This window comes from Rhizobium sophoriradicis (assembly GCF_025200795.1).
GTDB lineage: Bacteria > Pseudomonadota > Alphaproteobacteria > Rhizobiales > Rhizobiaceae > Rhizobium > Rhizobium sophoriradicis.
Window position 1 is genome coordinate 727696 of sequence record NZ_CP104152.1, and the last position, 14790, is coordinate 742485.

The 14790-nt window shown below is 58.1% G+C and carries 17 protein-coding genes; 9 read left to right on the forward strand and 8 right to left on the reverse strand.

Going from position 1 to position 14790, the window contains the following annotated elements:
* Positions 1 to 94: 94 nt before the first annotated feature.
* The 4 genes from N2597_RS03485 to ligD all read left to right on the forward strand — a co-directional run bounded on the left by N2597_RS03485 (position 95) and on the right by ligD (position 3703).
* Positions 95 to 445, forward strand: coding sequence for a DUF2200 domain-containing protein (locus N2597_RS03485; RefSeq protein ID WP_096762530.1), 351 nt, complete (start codon positions 95 to 97; stop codon positions 443 to 445).
* 262 nt (positions 446 to 707) lie between these two features.
* Entirely contained in the window at positions 708 to 956 is a 249-nt protein-coding gene (locus tag N2597_RS03490; protein WP_341356221.1) for a response regulator, read from the forward strand.
* A 563-nt stretch (positions 957 to 1519) separates the two neighbouring features.
* Positions 1520 to 2482 (forward strand): sterol desaturase family protein, encoded by a 963-nt coding sequence (locus N2597_RS03500; RefSeq protein ID WP_183598865.1) that lies wholly within the window; start codon positions 1520 to 1522, stop codon positions 2480 to 2482.
* A gap of 168 nt (positions 2483 to 2650) precedes the next feature.
* Positions 2651 to 3703, forward strand: coding sequence for a non-homologous end-joining DNA ligase (gene ligD, locus N2597_RS03505; protein WP_096763936.1), 1053 nt, complete (start codon positions 2651 to 2653; stop codon positions 3701 to 3703).
* 23 nt (positions 3704 to 3726) lie between these two features.
* On the opposite strand, the gene N2597_RS03510 is transcribed toward ligD, so the two are convergent.
* From N2597_RS03510 to N2597_RS03520, 3 genes are read right to left on the reverse strand one after another with little or no spacing between them, the layout of a single operon-like run.
* The gene (locus tag N2597_RS03510) at positions 3727 to 4017 is read right to left on the reverse strand and encodes a hypothetical protein (RefSeq protein ID WP_183598867.1); all 291 of its coding nucleotides are present in this window, start codon (positions 4015 to 4017) and stop codon (positions 3727 to 3729) included.
* A gap of 35 nt (positions 4018 to 4052) precedes the next feature.
* The gene (locus N2597_RS03515; protein WP_183598868.1) at positions 4053 to 4328 is read right to left on the reverse strand and encodes a CopG family transcriptional regulator; all 276 of its coding nucleotides are present in this window, start codon (positions 4326 to 4328) and stop codon (positions 4053 to 4055) included.
* A 23-nt stretch (positions 4329 to 4351) separates the two neighbouring features.
* Positions 4352 to 4693 carry an NIPSNAP family protein gene (locus N2597_RS03520; RefSeq protein WP_097608304.1) on the reverse strand — a complete coding sequence of 114 codons (342 nt, stop codon included), beginning with the start codon at positions 4691 to 4693 and terminating at the stop codon, positions 4352 to 4354.
* 270 nt (positions 4694 to 4963) lie between these two features.
* On the opposite strand from N2597_RS03520, the gene N2597_RS03525 reads away from it, so the two are divergent.
* From N2597_RS03525 to N2597_RS03540, 4 genes are all read left to right on the forward strand, one after another.
* Positions 4964 to 5320, forward strand: a complete 357-nt coding sequence (locus tag N2597_RS03525; protein ID WP_183598870.1) for a hypothetical protein — start codon at positions 4964 to 4966, stop codon at positions 5318 to 5320.
* Positions 5310 to 5735, forward strand: coding sequence for a hypothetical protein (locus tag N2597_RS03530; protein ID WP_183598872.1), 426 nt, complete (start codon positions 5310 to 5312; stop codon positions 5733 to 5735). Before N2597_RS03525 ends, N2597_RS03530 begins: the two co-directional genes overlap by 11 nt.
* A gap of 362 nt (positions 5736 to 6097) precedes the next feature.
* Positions 6098 to 7804, forward strand: coding sequence for an adenylate/guanylate cyclase domain-containing protein (locus N2597_RS03535; RefSeq protein WP_183598874.1), 1707 nt, complete (start codon positions 6098 to 6100; stop codon positions 7802 to 7804).
* A gap of 100 nt (positions 7805 to 7904) precedes the next feature.
* Positions 7905 to 8270, forward strand: coding sequence for a DsrE family protein (locus N2597_RS03540; RefSeq protein WP_106797317.1), 366 nt, complete (start codon positions 7905 to 7907; stop codon positions 8268 to 8270).
* A 479-nt stretch (positions 8271 to 8749) separates the two neighbouring features.
* Here the strand turns inward: N2597_RS03540 and N2597_RS03545 are convergent, their stop codons facing one another.
* Genes N2597_RS03545 through N2597_RS03555 form a run of 3 tightly spaced genes read right to left on the reverse strand, consistent with a single transcriptional unit; the run spans position 8750 to position 12008 of the window.
* Entirely contained in the window at positions 8750 to 10177 is a 1428-nt protein-coding gene (locus tag N2597_RS03545) for a TRAP transporter large permease (protein ID WP_086156118.1), read from the reverse strand.
* Positions 10174 to 10818: a TRAP transporter small permease subunit gene (locus N2597_RS03550; protein ID WP_086156119.1), complete on the reverse strand. Its 645-nt coding sequence runs from the start codon at positions 10816 to 10818 to the stop codon at positions 10174 to 10176. Before N2597_RS03550 ends, N2597_RS03545 begins: the two co-directional genes overlap by 4 nt.
* Positions 10819 to 10877: 59 nt before the next feature.
* Positions 10878 to 12008 carry a TRAP transporter substrate-binding protein gene (locus N2597_RS03555; RefSeq protein WP_089152685.1) on the reverse strand — a complete coding sequence of 377 codons (1131 nt, stop codon included), beginning with the start codon at positions 12006 to 12008 and terminating at the stop codon, positions 10878 to 10880.
* Between N2597_RS03555 and N2597_RS03560 the strand changes: the two genes are divergently transcribed.
* Complete coding sequence (locus N2597_RS03560) at positions 12001 to 12465, forward strand: hypothetical protein (RefSeq protein WP_225881428.1); 465 nt, start codon at positions 12001 to 12003, stop codon at positions 12463 to 12465. The two genes, N2597_RS03555 and N2597_RS03560, sit on opposite strands and share 8 nt — an antisense overlap.
* 46 nt (positions 12466 to 12511) lie before the next feature.
* On the opposite strand, the gene N2597_RS03565 is transcribed toward N2597_RS03560, so the two are convergent.
* Positions 12512 to 13720, reverse strand: a complete 1209-nt coding sequence (locus N2597_RS03565) for an MFS transporter (RefSeq protein ID WP_183598876.1) — start codon at positions 13718 to 13720, stop codon at positions 12512 to 12514.
* 59 nt (positions 13721 to 13779) lie between these two features.
* On the reverse strand, positions 13780 to 14760 hold the full coding sequence (locus N2597_RS03570) for an AraC family transcriptional regulator (protein ID WP_183598878.1): 981 nt from the start codon (positions 14758 to 14760) through the stop codon (positions 13780 to 13782).
* Positions 14761 to 14790: the final 30 nt, after the last annotated feature.

Below are 14790 nucleotides of genomic sequence, written 5' to 3' on the forward strand. Positions count from 1 at the left end.
CGGCGGCGCTGTAGAGTTTGCGTCCATGAGCCAAGCTTCCCTGGGCCCCGCCGCAGGAGGGTTGCTCATTGTCGGCCATCGGCTCGGAGGACGCATGACGAAGCATCGCATCTATTCGGTCAGTGTCGCGAGCGTCTATCCCCACTATGTCGCCAAGGCGGAGAAGAAGGGGCGCACAAGGGCGGAGGTCGACGAAATCATCTGCTGGCTGACGGGCTATAGCCGAGAGAGCCTGGACGATCAGTTGGCGAGGAACACCAACTTCGAGGATTTCTTTGCGCAGGCACCTGAGATGAACCCCGCCCGATCGCAGATCACAGGCGTGATCTGCGGCGTCCGCGTGGAAGAGATCCAGGAAACCACCATGCGGGAAATCCGCTACCTGGACAAACTGATCGACGAGCTTGCCAAGGGCAGGGCGATGGAGAAAATCCTGCGAAAATAGGCGGCGAGGAGACCGGCCGCATCTGGAGAGTTAAAGCCTTTCCTGGTTAGATTGAAGCATTCTGCCGGACCAGGTTTTTGTCAGGGCAAAGGCGATTGGCGACGGCCATGCCCCTTGGTACGCCCAAGCCGATCGCCTCTGATCCTGGCGGAAACATGCCCGGCCCTTTCCTTGAGCGACACATAGTCTGCCCGATCGCAGCGCTGGCAACGGAACCGGCTTGGCAGTCGATCGAGGCTGATATTCTTGGTCAGCTTCAACAGTGCTGGTCGTCGAGGACGAATTTTTTATTGCACATCAACTCCAAGACGCACTTGAGGCAGGAGGATTTCGGGTGCTTGGCCCAGCCGCAACAGTTTCGCAGGCGGTGGAACTGATCGACGGTGAACGGCCTGATGCAGCGGTATTAGACTTCAATCTCGGCGGTGAGAGCGTCACACCGGTAGCACTCCATCTAAGGACGCTCGGAGTGCCTTATGTCCTCACTACGGCGTACGACAAGCGCGGTTAGCCTCGAGCTTCCTCTTCGCCGACGCTTTGAATCTCGGGAAGCCAACAGATTTGCAGCGTCTCGTCGAGACGATCCGGTCTCTTTAGGTCAGCACAGGGTATCCCGCGATCGGCTGTGCAGCTTCTCGAATACTTCCTGCCCCGCGTCGAGGCCCGCGATAATCCATCTGGGTCAATTGCTTTTTAAGCTGTTGCTGATGAACTGCCGGCATGACCAAGCCGCCTTGCAAGCCTGCCAAGCCGCTGCTCAGCGAAGCCGAAGCACCGCTCCGCAGCCGGCCGAAAGAAGCGCGACCCCGCCCACTCTCAGCTACTTCTCGACCCGATGCCGCCGCGCATCGAAACGTGCCTACCTAATTGCTCTCGTCCTGATAGTACTTTTTGTGAACCCTTCGGCCAGTTGTAATTTTTTCGCAGTGCTCCTCGACCCTCCTGCATGCCTCCTGGGACTGCACTTCCACCGCCGGTAATACATCAAAAGGACGCCCCGATCGTCCTTTGAGCAATCTGGCAACAAGCGCATCGTCAAGACTAAGCTGTACGGGTTCGTGTTTGGAGTAAGCCATGTGGCTGGTTGAATACTGCGTACACAAGCTTGGAAGCTTTTTTTACAACACTTACTATCTGAATGGTAAGGCAATGGCGCTCAGTTTCGCCATTTCCATTGGCTTGGTTCTGACGGTTTTCGCGGTGGAACTCACCTATGTGGGGTTCGGCAATTCCGGGTTCCGTCGGGTTCTCTTCGAACGCAGCAAATCCACAATCACCGACATCGTCTATTTCGTCCTTCAGGCGACGGGAATGATTACGCTCTTCGCGGCGCTCGCATCATTTGGTCTGTCCTATGCCATTACCAGCGCGGCTCAGGATGCCCCCCACCTGGACCTTGCCCGGACGCTGCCGGGCTGGGCACATGTTCTCTTGTTCCTAGTACTGACAGACTTCTTGAGCTACTGGCAGCATCGGTTGATGCACCGGCTGCCCGTACTATGGCGGCTGCACGAATTTCACCACGCAGCCGAAGAGTTCAACGCGCTGACTTCGTCGCGGGAGCATCCGCTGGAGAAGGCCATAAATGTGGCCATTATGGTCGTTCCGGCGCTGCTTATCGGCCTGCCAACGGCCGAATTCGCCATCGTGACCATCGCCTTTGGCGCCATTGGTCTGGTCAAGCACAGTGCCATCCCCTGGCATGGCTGGTTTGGCAAATACGTGATCCAGTCACCACGCGACCACTTCATCCATCACTCCCGAGTGCGGGAACATCACGACAAGAATTTCGCCAATTATTTCCCGATCTGGGACCATTTGTTTGGCACCTATTACGAGGGCGATGCACACGGTGCAAAGCTCGGTCTGGACCGCGACTACTTCAACAAAACCGATCCGTTCCGCGAAACCGTCGCCACAGAAATCCGTTTCTTCCAGCGCGCGGGGCAGGCTGCCAAGGCCAAGTTCGGCATAAGCCGCATAAGCGGAAAACCTGCCTCGCCGCAGGGACTGTCGGGCTCGGAACAGCGCCCCTAGCGCGAAGCTGGCATCGCTCTGTTGTGCTAAGCGGCAGCTTTCTGGAATCCACGAACTCGCTCCGATTGACAGAAAAGGTCGATCGCCGCCGCCGCTTGTCGTCTTAGTCGAAGTCAATAACACGTATTAGGCAATTGCTTTTTAAGGCATTGCTGATGGGATGGTGGCATGACAAAGCCGCCCAGCAAGTCTTCCAAGCCGCTGCTCGGTGAAGCCGAAGCGCCGATCCGCAGCCGGCCGCGGAAGAAGCGTGATCCGGCCCAGCCTCAACTTACTCTCGATCCAATGCCGGCGCGCATCGATCCCTGCCTCGCTCTCCTCAAGCCGAAGCCGCCGAAAGGCAGGCAGTGGGCTTTCGAGGTGAAATGGGATGGTTACCGTCTGGCGGTGCACATCGAACCGTCTGGAGTGCGGATCGTGACGCGGGGTGGGCACGACTGGACGGCCCGCTTTCCCGCAATCCTGGCGGCTGCAAAGCGCCTTCCTGTCGCGACGGCGATATTAGATGGCGAAGCCGTCGTGTTCGACGAGCAGGGCCGGTCGGACTTCGGCAGGCTTCAGCAGTCGCTCGGCGGCCGCGGCGGGAATAGGGTGTCGCGGGAAGCGGTCATGATGGCGTTCGACGTCCTCTATTTTGACGGCCGTGATCTGACCGGAACGGAACTCACCGCCCGGCGCCACCTCCTCGAGGGGCTGGTGCCTGCCGGCGGCGAGGATGCCATTCGGTTGTCAGAGGAAATCGAGGCGGATGGAGACGTGCTCCTGCTCACCGCCTGCGAGCATGGACTTGAGGGCATCATCGCGAAGGACCGCAACAGCACCTATCGCAGCGGCCGTGGCGGCGAGTGGCTGAAGATTAAATGCATTCAGAGCGATGGTTTCGCAATCGTCGGCTATCAGCGCTCAAGCGCGGCGTTCGGGAATATCGGAGCGCTTCTGCTGGCTGCTCGAAAGGGTGGAGAGCTGGTTTACGTCGGATCTGTAGGAACGGGCTTTAAGGCAGACGAGGCAATGAGGCTTCGCGCAACGATGGACAAGATCAAGGCGACCAAACCGGCCGTCAAATATTCCGGTGGGCGCAAGAACCTGATCTGGATAAAGCCTAAGCTGGTCGCCGAGATCCAATACGGAGGCTTGACGCATGACGGCAAGCTGCGCCACCCGTCATATAAGGGGCTGCGCGATGCAGCTGATAATGCAAGCGTTAATGAACTAGAATAATTCGTCCAGCGCCACTTAGGCTCTCAATTGTGGCTAGGCTTGATAATTCCCAGCAAAGCCAAAGTAATTGGGATCAAATTGGCAGTGGTAACAATTACGAAAACAGGCCACGCTACCAAGAACTTCTCTTTAGGTTTCGCCGTAAAGCGTTCGTCGTCTGGGAATTCCGAAATTTTAGGGCCGAAATCTTCGCTGAAATCGAAGCCATTTCTATAATAGAAAATGAAAGACCTGATATACCAATACCAGCTCCAAGCACACACGCCTCCGACAAGGCAGAACGGCAGGACCCAAAAACGAGCTTCAGCAGCCATTTTATTCCCTCACGGACTGACTGAACCCGGACCGCTCAAGCCGTGCCATCTACGTCGCCGTCTTCATCAAGATTATGCACCGGCAGATAGGTGTTGTTCTCCATCCACTCCGGGACGATCAGCCTGACGGTATCGTTGCGCGTCTTGCCGAACTCGCCGGACAGATCCCGAAGAGCTTCTTCAATGTCGTCTTCGGAGTTCCGCAACAGCAGCGCGGCGCGGCGCCGCATGATCTGCAGATCTGCCCGGGAAATGTCGGCGATGCGACCGGCGGCGTCTTCAAGGAGGGCGGCGGTGTCGGGCACGGTCATGGGGTCTCCGCCGGCGGTAACCGTTATTCCGACGGGTTGGAGAAGCCGCGGTAGAAGCGTGTCGGCTTCAGTAGCGAACTGACGATGTTGGCGACGATCGGCCCATCCGCCTCGCTCTTCGCCTTCGCTTCCTGCCACTCTGGATCGGCGATGAACTCGGCCCATTTCTGCTCGCGCTCCGCCAGCGACCGCCATTCGATCAGGTAGGTCAGATCGTTGCTGGAAGAACCGACCATCGTCGTCCAGAAGCCGAGTGAGCGGATGCCGAGGCGTTCCCAGATCGCCAGCGTCGCGGTCTCGAAACGCTGTTGCAGTGCCGGCAGCCTCTCCGGTAGACATGTATAGATGCGCAATTCGTGGATCATCGGATGCTCCTCATGCCGGATGCCCTTTGGAGCGTCCTAACAAATGAGCGGCAGCTTATAAAATTCCATAAGGTAATCAATAGTCCCGGCGGCGCCCTTCAGCATGACGGGAAGCTTCGGCATGCGTCATTTAAGAGGCTGCGGGAGGATCAAGACGATGCCCCGGTGTTTGCAATTGCTAACACCGGTGCGTCCAAAGATCTTTGAAAGACAATTGCTGTGGACGCTACTTCTGATATACAAGCTGGAGTCGAGCGCGGATAGCTAACCTTGGATATTTTGTCACTTCTGCCAGATGCCATTCTGTGGGCATCTCTTGGTGCCGTAACATACTCCGTTTACAGCGCGATCAGGCAATATCGGCAGGCAGCATCTAAATCTGAAATGGTGCAATCAAAGCTGGACGCCCTCACGGTTGATTCAATCGAGAGGCATCGAGATGCCCAGCGTCAAATCGATTCCAGCCGCGACGAACTTCTCGACATCAGGAAGTCTCTCGACACCTTCGTGAAAGAACTGGAAGACGAGCTGGGCGTTAAGGAAGCCGAGATCAAACTGCTGCGAGATGAGGTTGCGCGGCTAAAGAGCGAAAATCGGAAGCTTGCCGGAGGTGCCAATGGCTCCTAGGCGGCTGCAAGCTGGAGTGCAGAGTTCCAAGCTATCGGCAAGCGATATAGCTGCCGGCGGCGGTAGCGGCGGCATACTTGTGTATCTGATCAACGGCTGGATAGACGATCCAAGTCTAAAGAGCCTGCTGCTCTATCTTGTTCCCGCGGTCTCCATTTTGATAACGGGAGCATATGCGGCTGTTGTAACTTTCGCGCTTAACAGTTTGGAATACAATTTCGCTCGGCGGGCTCTTAGCCAGGCAAGAAAGCATCTAGAAGAAATCGAGAAAGACGAAAGGGCTTCAGAGCCTCATAAAAAAGCTGCCAGGGAACGAGTGGAAGAGGCGGAGCGCGATGTTATGATGATCAGTTTGAAAGGAGTGCCCAAGTCGGCTACGCAGCCATCGAGAGGACGGCAGCCGCGTTGTTTTTAATCCCTGAAATCGGTTTCCAATTCGCCATATGTTCTCGGTGGGTTTTCGCGGTTTTTACGAATGCCATTGGAAACCGAAATCCTTGCGTCGCAGGCCGTTCGAAATTTTTTGATTACTCTCAATCAGCGGGTCGTAGTTTCGAGCCCTACATCACCCACAAAAACCTCTTGATATTATTGCATAATTCGCGAATGTGAGTGGGTTTTTTGCTGTCTGGTTTCCAACAATTTGGAAACGGTTTCCAGCTCGCGGCGCGGAAGTTGGAAACGGTTTTAACGAACGGTCCGACCTCTTGCCACTTGTTGACTGACCCGTATTTGAGCAATAACTTATGGACCCCCGGTCGTTGGGCTTGTCCTCACATGACGGATCGATTTCTTCAGCGTCGCCTTGCCGCCATCGTCGTTGCCGATGTGGTGGGATATTCACGCCTGATGGAGGCTGATGAAGCGGCAACGCTTGATAACCTCAGGGAACTCCGTTCTGGCGTCATCGAGCCGGCTGTGATGCGCCATAACGGTCGCATCTTTAAGGTCATGGGCGACGGATTCCTGATCGAATTCGCTAGCGCGGTGGACGCGGTCGCTGCAGCGTTGGAAATGCAACAGACCACCACTGCTGTCGAGGCTTCCGGAGACCGGCGCCTGCTTTTGCGTATCGGCGTCAATCTGGGAGATGTCATCGACGATGGTTCAGACATCCTCGGCGACGGCGTCAATGTCGCGGCGCGCCTCGAGACGCAGGCCGCACCGGGAGGTATCTGCATTTCAGGCAGCGTTCACGGCGAGATCGTCGGCAAGATCGACGACCGGTTCTTTGATGCAGGCGAACGCTACCTGAAGAACCTTACTCGCCCGGTTCACGTGTGGCATTGGCCGGATGCGCTGCAGAGCATATTGCCGCTGCCCGAATCTCCCTCGCTCGCTGTACTGCCGTTCACGAATATGAGTGGGGATGAAGCGGACGCGTCTTTCGTCGACGGCTTGACCGAAGACCTGATCACCGACCTTTCCCGTACGGCTGGCCTGTTCGTCATCGCCCGCAATTCCGTGTACGGCTACAAGGGCAAGCCGGTCGATGTACGGCTGGTCGCCCAGGAACTCGGCGTCCGCTACGTCCTGGAGGGGAGCGCCAGACGCGCAATGGGCCGTGTCCGCATCAATGCCCAATTGGTCGATGCGCTTGGAGGCCAGCACCTGTGGGCCGAACGGTTCGACAGGACGGTGGAAGATGTTTTCGAGTTACAAGATGAAGTCAACGCCAAGATCGTTGAAGCCCTCGTCGGCCGGCTGACCATCCCCGCGCCGCGCAATCGGCCGAAGAACTTTGAGGCCTACGATCTGTGTGTGCGCGCCCGCCTCCTGACGGAAGAGTCGCCGCAAACCGAGCGTGAGGCCTATATGCTGCTCCAACGCGCGGTTAAGCTTGATCCATCATATGCCGAGGCGCTCGGTCTGCTCGCCTATAACCGTTGGCTTGCCTGGACTCATTTCGGCGAGCCCGAAGATCCTAACCGTCGGATGGCGGTGACATCAGCGCAGAAGGCGGTAGACTTGGATCCCAACGATGCCGGCTGCCGTTACGTCCTGGGTACCATTTTGGCTTATGAGCGGCGATGGGAGGAATCGGATGCCGCCTTCGCCAAGGCCCTGGAGCTGGACCCCAACCACGCCGACACCTGGGCGGCCATGTCGGACATGTCCGTGCTGGACGGCAGGGTTGCCGACGGACTGGCGCAAATCGAAAAAGCCCTGCGGCTCAATCCCCATCCAACCTGCTGGTATCTTTGTCATCTTGGGCAGGCGCAGTATGCGGCGCGTGACTATGAGGCGGCAACCGCTACGCTCCGCAGGAAAGAAACCTATCGTACCAACTCACGCAAATTCCTGGCTGCTGCGCTTGCCCAGTTGGGCCACAGCGAGGAGGCGCGGCGAGAAGCAGAATTGTTTCTGATCTCCCACCCTCATTTCACCATCGGCCATTGGCTCAGCTCCCAGCCGCTGCGCGATGCAGCTGTACGAGACCACTTCGTCGACGGCTTCCGAAAGGCCGGCCTGCCGGAGATGTGACAGCGGATGAGGCCACGAAGGCGAAGATCGACGAAATCATCTCCGGAAACTTTAATCGGGGTGATATGGTGGCTTTCGCCCATTTCCAGGGAGGGTGATGATGGCAAAGATACTCGTGCATGTGACCGTAGGGCCGAGCGACCCGACAAAGGCTGCTCTTGCATTCTTCGTCGCTAGAGCTGTCATCGAGGAGAGCCAGCAACTGGTTCTGTTTGTCGCCGGCGATGGTGTGCATCTCCTCACCGCAAAGAGTGCAGCAAGCGTGGAAGGACTCGGCAGCGGAAGGCTTTCCGATCACTTCGAGGCGATCAATGCCGCCACCACAACCGAGATCTACTATTCGGGGATGTCGGCCAAGGTCCGCAACATTGCTCCCGATGACATCGTGTTGCGGGGTGCTACACCGGGCAACCCCAACAAGTTGGTGCAATTGATTGCAGAGTGCGACAAGGTCATAAGCTATTAAACGACGCAGGCCGCCGACATCTTGAAAAGGCGGCCGAGCCAGCGGGGGCTGCAGCGAACTGCTGGGCTCATCGCGGACGTCGCGCCCCGACACCTTCTCGATGCGAGTTAACCGGAGTTCGCGTAACGACGGTGCCTCTCGCTTTCACAGGGAGAGGCCACGGGTGATCAATTTCCAAGCCAAGAGCCCGTAGGTCGATGGACGAACGGGCTTTTTGCAGTGGATTACCGTCACGAAAGGGCGGCGGTTGAACGATTGCAGTCTATCCAGACGATTTCGACGGGCGTCGCCGAAAGAGCTGATCCCAGATGTCGTACCCCGCAGGGACAATCCCGATCAGCAGTGCAGCGGCCAAATCGAACCGTGGAACAAACGCCAGGATGACCGCGCAGAACGCGACAAGCGTCACGAATGGAAATATTGCAAAAAACCGGCTTCTGTTCATCGGTCTATCCTTTCGGAATGGGCCAGACACTGCGTCATCTCTGTCCTCCATAGAGTAGATTTGGCAGCATGTAGACGATGCCCGGGAACAGATAGATGACCACCATGCAGAAAATGACGATAAACATATACGGCATCATGCCGCGGAAGATGTCGGCCAGTTTGACATGCCGAGGCGAGACCCCCTTCAAGTAGTATGCCGACATCGCCATGGGTGGTGATAGGAAGGCCGTCTGCAGGTTGATTGCCACGAGGATACCGAAGAACAGCGGATCGATCCCGAAATGCGGCAGCAGCGGAATGAAGATCGGGATGAAGATGACGATGATTTCAGTCCATTCCAGAGGCCAGCCGAGAATGAAGATGATGATCTGGGCCAGGATCAGGAACATCAGCGGCGACATGTCCAGGCCGGTCACGAAGTCACTGATGAACTGTTGGCCGCCGAGATAGGCGAATACCGATGCGAAGGTCGCCGAGCCGACGAACAACCAGCAGACCATCGCGGTCGTTCGCGCCGTCAGATACACCGACTCCTTCAGTCGCTGCCAGGTCAGCGCCCGATAGGCCGCAGCAAGCGCCAGTCCCCCCAATGCGCCGATTGCGGCGGCCTCCGACGGCGTTGCCAGGCCAAAGAGAATGGCACCCAGCACCGCAAGGATCAGAAAGGCGAGCGGCGCGAAGGATGTAAGCATCATCCAGGCGAGTTGGACCGGCGTGTGCTCGCCCACATCTTCTTTCGTTGGCCGCGGCGCCAGTTGCGGCTGCAGCATTGCTCGCACCACGACATAGATGAGATAAAGCCCCGCCAGGGCGAAGCCTGGCAGGATTGCCGCCGCATACAATCGGACGACCGAAATCCCGGAGGTGGCCGCATAGACGATCAGCAGGATGGAAGGCGGGATCAGGATCCCGAGCGTGCCGCCCGCGCAGATCACGCCCGTCGCGTAGCGCACGTCATACTTTGCCTTCAGCATCGCTGGCAGGGCGAGCAGTCCCATCAACGTCACCACGGCCCCGACGATGCCGGTTGCCGTGGCAAAGAGTGTGCAGGTGACGAGGGCCGCGACCGCCATCGAGCCGGGCACCCGGCGCGTGACGCTGAATAGCGTCGAGAACAGCCGATCGACGATGTTGGCTCGCTCGACGATGTAGCCCATGAACAGGAACAGCGGGATAGCCGTCAGCACGTCGTTCTGGATGACCGAGTAGGTCTGATTGACGAACAGATCGAAGATCCGGTTGTTGAAGAAACCGCCGATCCAGGTCTGCGCCAGTGTAAACGTATCGCCGCCGGATTCGAGCGCGCGGTCATAGCCGCGCCACATGCGGCCGGCATCGAAATAGGCATAATATCCGAAGCCGACACCCAGCGCCATCAAGGTGAACGCCACCGGGAAGCCGAGGAAGATGGCGAGGATCAGGATGAGGAGCATCCCGACGGCGATATGTGCATCCGTCATGTGTCCCGATCCCGTGGTTCACGTCCAGCGTCAAGTTCCCGCGATGGAAGGAAACCCTCGTCCTCGGTCTTGAGCACGTCCAGGCTTTTTGTTTCCAGTAGTACCTTTTCCAGTTCTTCGACATCTTCGGCCTGCTTCGGCCATTCGCCCGTCCTTATGCAGAGAATGCAGCGGAAGACCTGCGCCACGCCCTGCAGGAACAGGAGAATGCCGGCGGCGACGATCACAGCCTTGAACTGGAAGATCGGCACGCCGGCGGGACTGTTGGAACTGACCTCCAGGTAGCGCCAACTGCGTGCGGCATATTTCCAGCCCGAGAACACAAGCGCGGTTATACCGGGAAAGAAAAAGAGGAAGTACAACACCAGTTCCAGCCTGGCCTGCGTGCGCGGTTTCCAGAGCCGGTAGATGAAGTCGCCGCGCACATGGCCATCACGCGAGAGGGTATAGGCTCCCGCCATCATGAAGATCGTTCCATAGAGCATGTAGCTCAGATCGAAGGCCCAGGGGGTCGGCGCGCGAAAGAGGTAGCGTGCAACAACCTCATAGCCGACGCCGAAGGCCATGATGAGTATCCCCCACGCGAACACCTTGCCGAACCACGCCGACAATTCGTCGGCGAATGCAATGTAACGGAGCATGCAAGCGCCTCCCTAACCTCGATGAGGGACGAGGCCCGGAAATACCGGGCCTTCACCATCTATTTTCCGAGGTTCAATTTTCCGGGGAAATAGTGCTCATAGGCGAGTGCGAGATCGGCGGAGTTCATCAATTCGTAGTAGACGACCCTCTCCACCCACTGCCGCTGACTGTCGAGCACCTTCTTCATGAACGCATCCGCTTCAAGCGTCGGGATGATCGCATCCCAGGCCTTCAGTTGCGCATCCAGAATTTCCTTTGGAGTGCGGTGCACGGTCACGCCATGTTCGGCCTGGAGTTTTTGAAGGTCGCTTGAATAGTTGTCCATCGCGGACGCTGTTATCGCCGTGCTTGCTGCCTCCACGCCATATTCCAGGATCGCCTGCAGATCTTCGGGAAGGTCGTCAAACACATCCTTGTTGAAGAGGAACTCGAAAGATTCGCTCGCTTGATGGTAGGACGACAGCACGTAGTTCTTCGCGACATCCTGCGAACCAAACCGTATGTCAGAGGAGGGATTGTTGAACTCGAAAGCGTCGATGACACCGCGCTCCATTGCCGGCACGATCTCGCCGCCCGGAAGTTGAGCGACGCTCATGCCCATGTTCTGCATGAGATCGGCGGCGAGCCCGACCGTACGATATTTGAGGCCGTTGATGTCGTTCACGGTCGCGACCGGGTTCTTGAACCAGCCGAACGGCTGCGCGGGCATCGGGAAGCCATAGAAGCCGTAAACGTTCAGCCCCATGATGTCCTGGGTGAGTTCTCGGTAGAGATCCTTGCCGCCACCTTGATGGAACCATCCGAGCATGGTGGTTGCGCTGCCGCCAAAGACCGGCCCGGTACCGAAGAGGGAAGCTGCCTTGTGCTTTCCGTACCAATAGACCGGAACGGTGTGGGCTGCGTCGATCACGCCATCGTTGACGCCGTCGAGCACCTGAAACGCGCCGACGACCGTACCGGCAGGCATGAGTTCGAACTTCAGGCGTCCGCCGGACATTCGTTCGACCCGTTCGACGTACAGGCGGGCAAAATCCATCCAGATGTCCGACGCGGGCCAGGATGTTTGCATTTTAATGACGGTGGGTGCCTGGGCCAGCACGGCTGGGGCGGCAAGAGCCCCAACTGCGGTTGCTCCAACGAGGGTAGATGCTCCCAGCAACTCTCGACGCGATACTGCCTTTTTGTTCATTGTTCTTCCTCCCTGGATTGTAGTCGAATTCTCCCTGCATTTCCTGATGGTCTGCTCAGTTGAAGAGGAGGGCTCCCAACCTTTTCGCGACCAGTATCAACAACTGATTGTTCTCATTTGTCTATTATGCACACTTTTTGCAATTCTGACAGACGTTCAAATGTTGTTGATGACAGCTTGGGGCTGTGGTCCAACGGCCAAGGCACAGTACCTCTACTCCGCGTTGTCCGGACTACCTCAGCTTGGAAAGAAAGAGCTGCTTTCGCCCGTCGACGATGAACTGGAGCCATGTGCTGAACTGGAACCAGGTGCTCGTCGGCGCTACGGCTTCGAGCCGCTTGGCGCGATCCAGGCCGGTTCGTCGCTTGAGGCTCGCCCGATGTTGCGAGGTCCGGTTGAGCTTCAGTTCGATCCGATAGATCGTGGCAATGCGGGGCCCTTTGCCGAGGGCCCCTAGTCGCGTGATAGCGATGATCTGCTCACCTTGGCCGGAGCTCCAAGAGTCAGCTGCGGGGCTGAAGCAAGGCCAGTACGATAGTCGATGCCGCCAAGACGGCTGTAAATGCCAATGGCGCTGAGGCACCGAAGTGATCGACCACATAGCCGCCGAACAGCGCACCTATGCTGATGGCGACCTGGAACGAAACGACCATCAGGCTGCCGGCAGCCTCCAAGGCGTCTGCTGCGCCCCGGGACAGGTTGGTGGGCAGTACCACCGGAGCCATCCCGAAAGCGAAGCCCCAAAGTGTCACCAGGGCAAACGCGATGCCGCTCTGTGCACCCCAGAGTACGAGAGCAAGCGCCGAAAACGCCATCAATACGCCGGTGACAGCGAGCGCCGTGTGGATATTGGCGTCTGCCAATCGACCGCCGGCGACATTGCCGATCACAGAGGCGATGCCAAACCCGAGGAGCGCCAGGGCAATCGGGCCGGTGCCAAGGAGCGTCACTTGTTCGAGGAAGGGTCGCACATAGACCGAACCGGCAAAATGTCCCGTCATCAGCAAGAGGATGGCAAGCATTCCGAGTTGAACAGTGCGCCGTTTCGTCAGCCGGAAGACGTCGGAAAGACTATTGCTTGTGCTTGCGGGCAGCGTCGGCAAGCTGAGTATCTGCAGCAGCATCGCAATCGCTGCAAGCCCTGCGGTCATGGCCGTGGCGGCACGCCAGCCGATCCAGTCGCTGATCAAGGCACCCATGGATGGTGCAGCTATGGTGGCAAGAGAGACACCGAGGGTGACGATAGCCATACCCCGACCTGTCGCATTGGTGCCAACCAATCTCGCCACGACGGCAACCGAAAGCGCCCAGAAACCACTGAGCGCGACGCCAAGCCCGGCCCGGCCCAACAACAATAGCCAAAAATCCGTCGCGAGCGCGGCCAGGAGATTGGAGCCGATCGCCAAGGCGCTTAGGCCAACCAGGACAGTCTTCCGGTTCAGTTTGCCGATGAGAACATTGCTCAACAAGGCCGTCACCGCGCCAACAGACGCGGTGGCGGTGACAACCTGACCGGCGGTTCCCTCGCTGACGCCAAGGTCGCGCGCCATTGGCGTCAACAGACCTGCCGGCAGAAATTCAGCTGAGACGAGCGCAAAGCTTGTGGCTGCCATTGAAATAACGGCAAACCAGGTTGTTGGGCTCCATGGACTCGGAACGGCAGAATCGACGCCGATCGCGGGGCCGTCAAGCTGTGATGTTGTGTCCGTCATTGAAGTACCTCCAAGTGTTGGAGGTCTTAATAACGCAGTCTTTCAGGATGATATGTGTCCTAAAGTCCGAATTCCATATCCGTTCGTCCGGAAATGGTGCGGCGCACAACGCCAGGAGAGACGCTGGTGATGCGCTTGAAGGCGCGAGCGAAAGAAGCTTCGGATTCATAGCCCAGTTGCGAAGCGACCGCGGCAACCGACATGTTTTGACCGAGCAGCTCTCGTGCAAGCTGCATGCGCAGTCGGGCGAGATAGCGTGCCGCGCCTTCCCCCAAGATGGCGCTGAAGCGTTCCGCGAAGATCGAGCGCGATTGACCTGCCACGCCGGCAAGGGTCTCGAGCGTCCAGTCATGGCCGGGATCTCGGTGCATGGCTGCCAGCGCACGACCGATATGAGGATCACGGATCGCTGCGAGCCAGCCGCTGGTGGAGGCGCCGCTGCAATTGACCCAGCAGCGAATAAGCCGCGCGACGAGGACATCAGCCATGCGTGACAAGACCGTGGCGCTGCCTAGCTGGGGCTGCGACGCCTCTGCCGTCATGGCGGCGAGGAGGGGGCCGACGATCGGATCATTGCCGGCAACGTCACAACCCTTGATGATCGGTGGCATCAGAGCGATCAACGGGTTGAGGGCATTCGCCCCCAAAGCCATGGAACCGCAGAACAAGGTGCTCGTCGCTCCTGTTCCTTCCTGCACCACGTCGCAGACATTGCCGCCCAGCTTGGTGACCTGGCAGCTCTTGAGCGAGTCCCCGACAACATCGGGCTTGCTGGCCAGTCGGTGTTCGACACCTTGTGGCAACAACACCAGATCGCCGCCTTGCAACTCCTGCCACCCTTGAGCTTCGGTATGGATCCAGCACGGCCCCTCACTGACGAAATGAAAGCGAAGCAGCGGTTGCTGCGCAAAGGCGATGCTCCATGGATGACGCAGCTCGCAGCGGCCGTAGTTGACCCCACTCAGGCGAAAGTCCCGAAGAATTTCGCTGAGTGCGTCCGTAGGAATTTGCGTCGGAGACTGGGATGAACGATCAAGCATTGGGATAATTTATATGCCGACCGTCCGGAT

Excerpts from the sequence above, each read along its gene's own strand:
- N2597_RS03485 (WP_096762530.1), top strand. The coding sequence starts at position 95 with ATGACGAAGCATCGCATCTATTCGGTCAGTGTCGCGAGCGTCTATCCC.
- N2597_RS03500 (WP_183598865.1), top strand. The coding sequence starts at position 1,520 with ATGTGGCTGGTTGAATACTGCGTACACAAGCTTGGAAGCTTTTTTTAC.
- ligD (WP_096763936.1), top strand. The coding sequence starts at position 2,651 with ATGACAAAGCCGCCCAGCAAGTCTTCCAAGCCGCTGCTCGGTGAAGCC.
- N2597_RS03510 (WP_183598867.1), bottom strand. The coding sequence starts at position 4,017 with ATGGCTGCTGAAGCTCGTTTTTGGGTCCTGCCGTTCTGCCTTGTCGGA.
- N2597_RS03515 (WP_183598868.1), bottom strand. The coding sequence starts at position 4,328 with ATGACCGTGCCCGACACCGCCGCCCTCCTTGAAGACGCCGCCGGTCGC.
- N2597_RS03520 (WP_097608304.1), bottom strand. The coding sequence starts at position 4,693 with ATGATCCACGAATTGCGCATCTATACATGTCTACCGGAGAGGCTGCCG.
- N2597_RS03530 (WP_183598872.1), top strand. The coding sequence starts at position 5,310 with ATGGCTCCTAGGCGGCTGCAAGCTGGAGTGCAGAGTTCCAAGCTATCG.
- N2597_RS03535 (WP_183598874.1), top strand. The coding sequence starts at position 6,098 with ATGACGGATCGATTTCTTCAGCGTCGCCTTGCCGCCATCGTCGTTGCC.
- N2597_RS03540 (WP_106797317.1), top strand. The coding sequence starts at position 7,905 with ATGGCAAAGATACTCGTGCATGTGACCGTAGGGCCGAGCGACCCGACA.
- N2597_RS03545 (WP_086156118.1), bottom strand. The coding sequence starts at position 10,177 with ATGACGGATGCACATATCGCCGTCGGGATGCTCCTCATCCTGATCCTC.
- N2597_RS03550 (WP_086156119.1), bottom strand. The coding sequence starts at position 10,818 with ATGCTCCGTTACATTGCATTCGCCGACGAATTGTCGGCGTGGTTCGGC.
- N2597_RS03555 (WP_089152685.1), bottom strand. The coding sequence starts at position 12,008 with ATGAACAAAAAGGCAGTATCGCGTCGAGAGTTGCTGGGAGCATCTACC.
- N2597_RS03565 (WP_183598876.1), bottom strand. The coding sequence starts at position 13,720 with ATGACGGACACAACATCACAGCTTGACGGCCCCGCGATCGGCGTCGAT.
- N2597_RS03570 (WP_183598878.1), bottom strand. The coding sequence starts at position 14,760 with ATGCTTGATCGTTCATCCCAGTCTCCGACGCAAATTCCTACGGACGCA.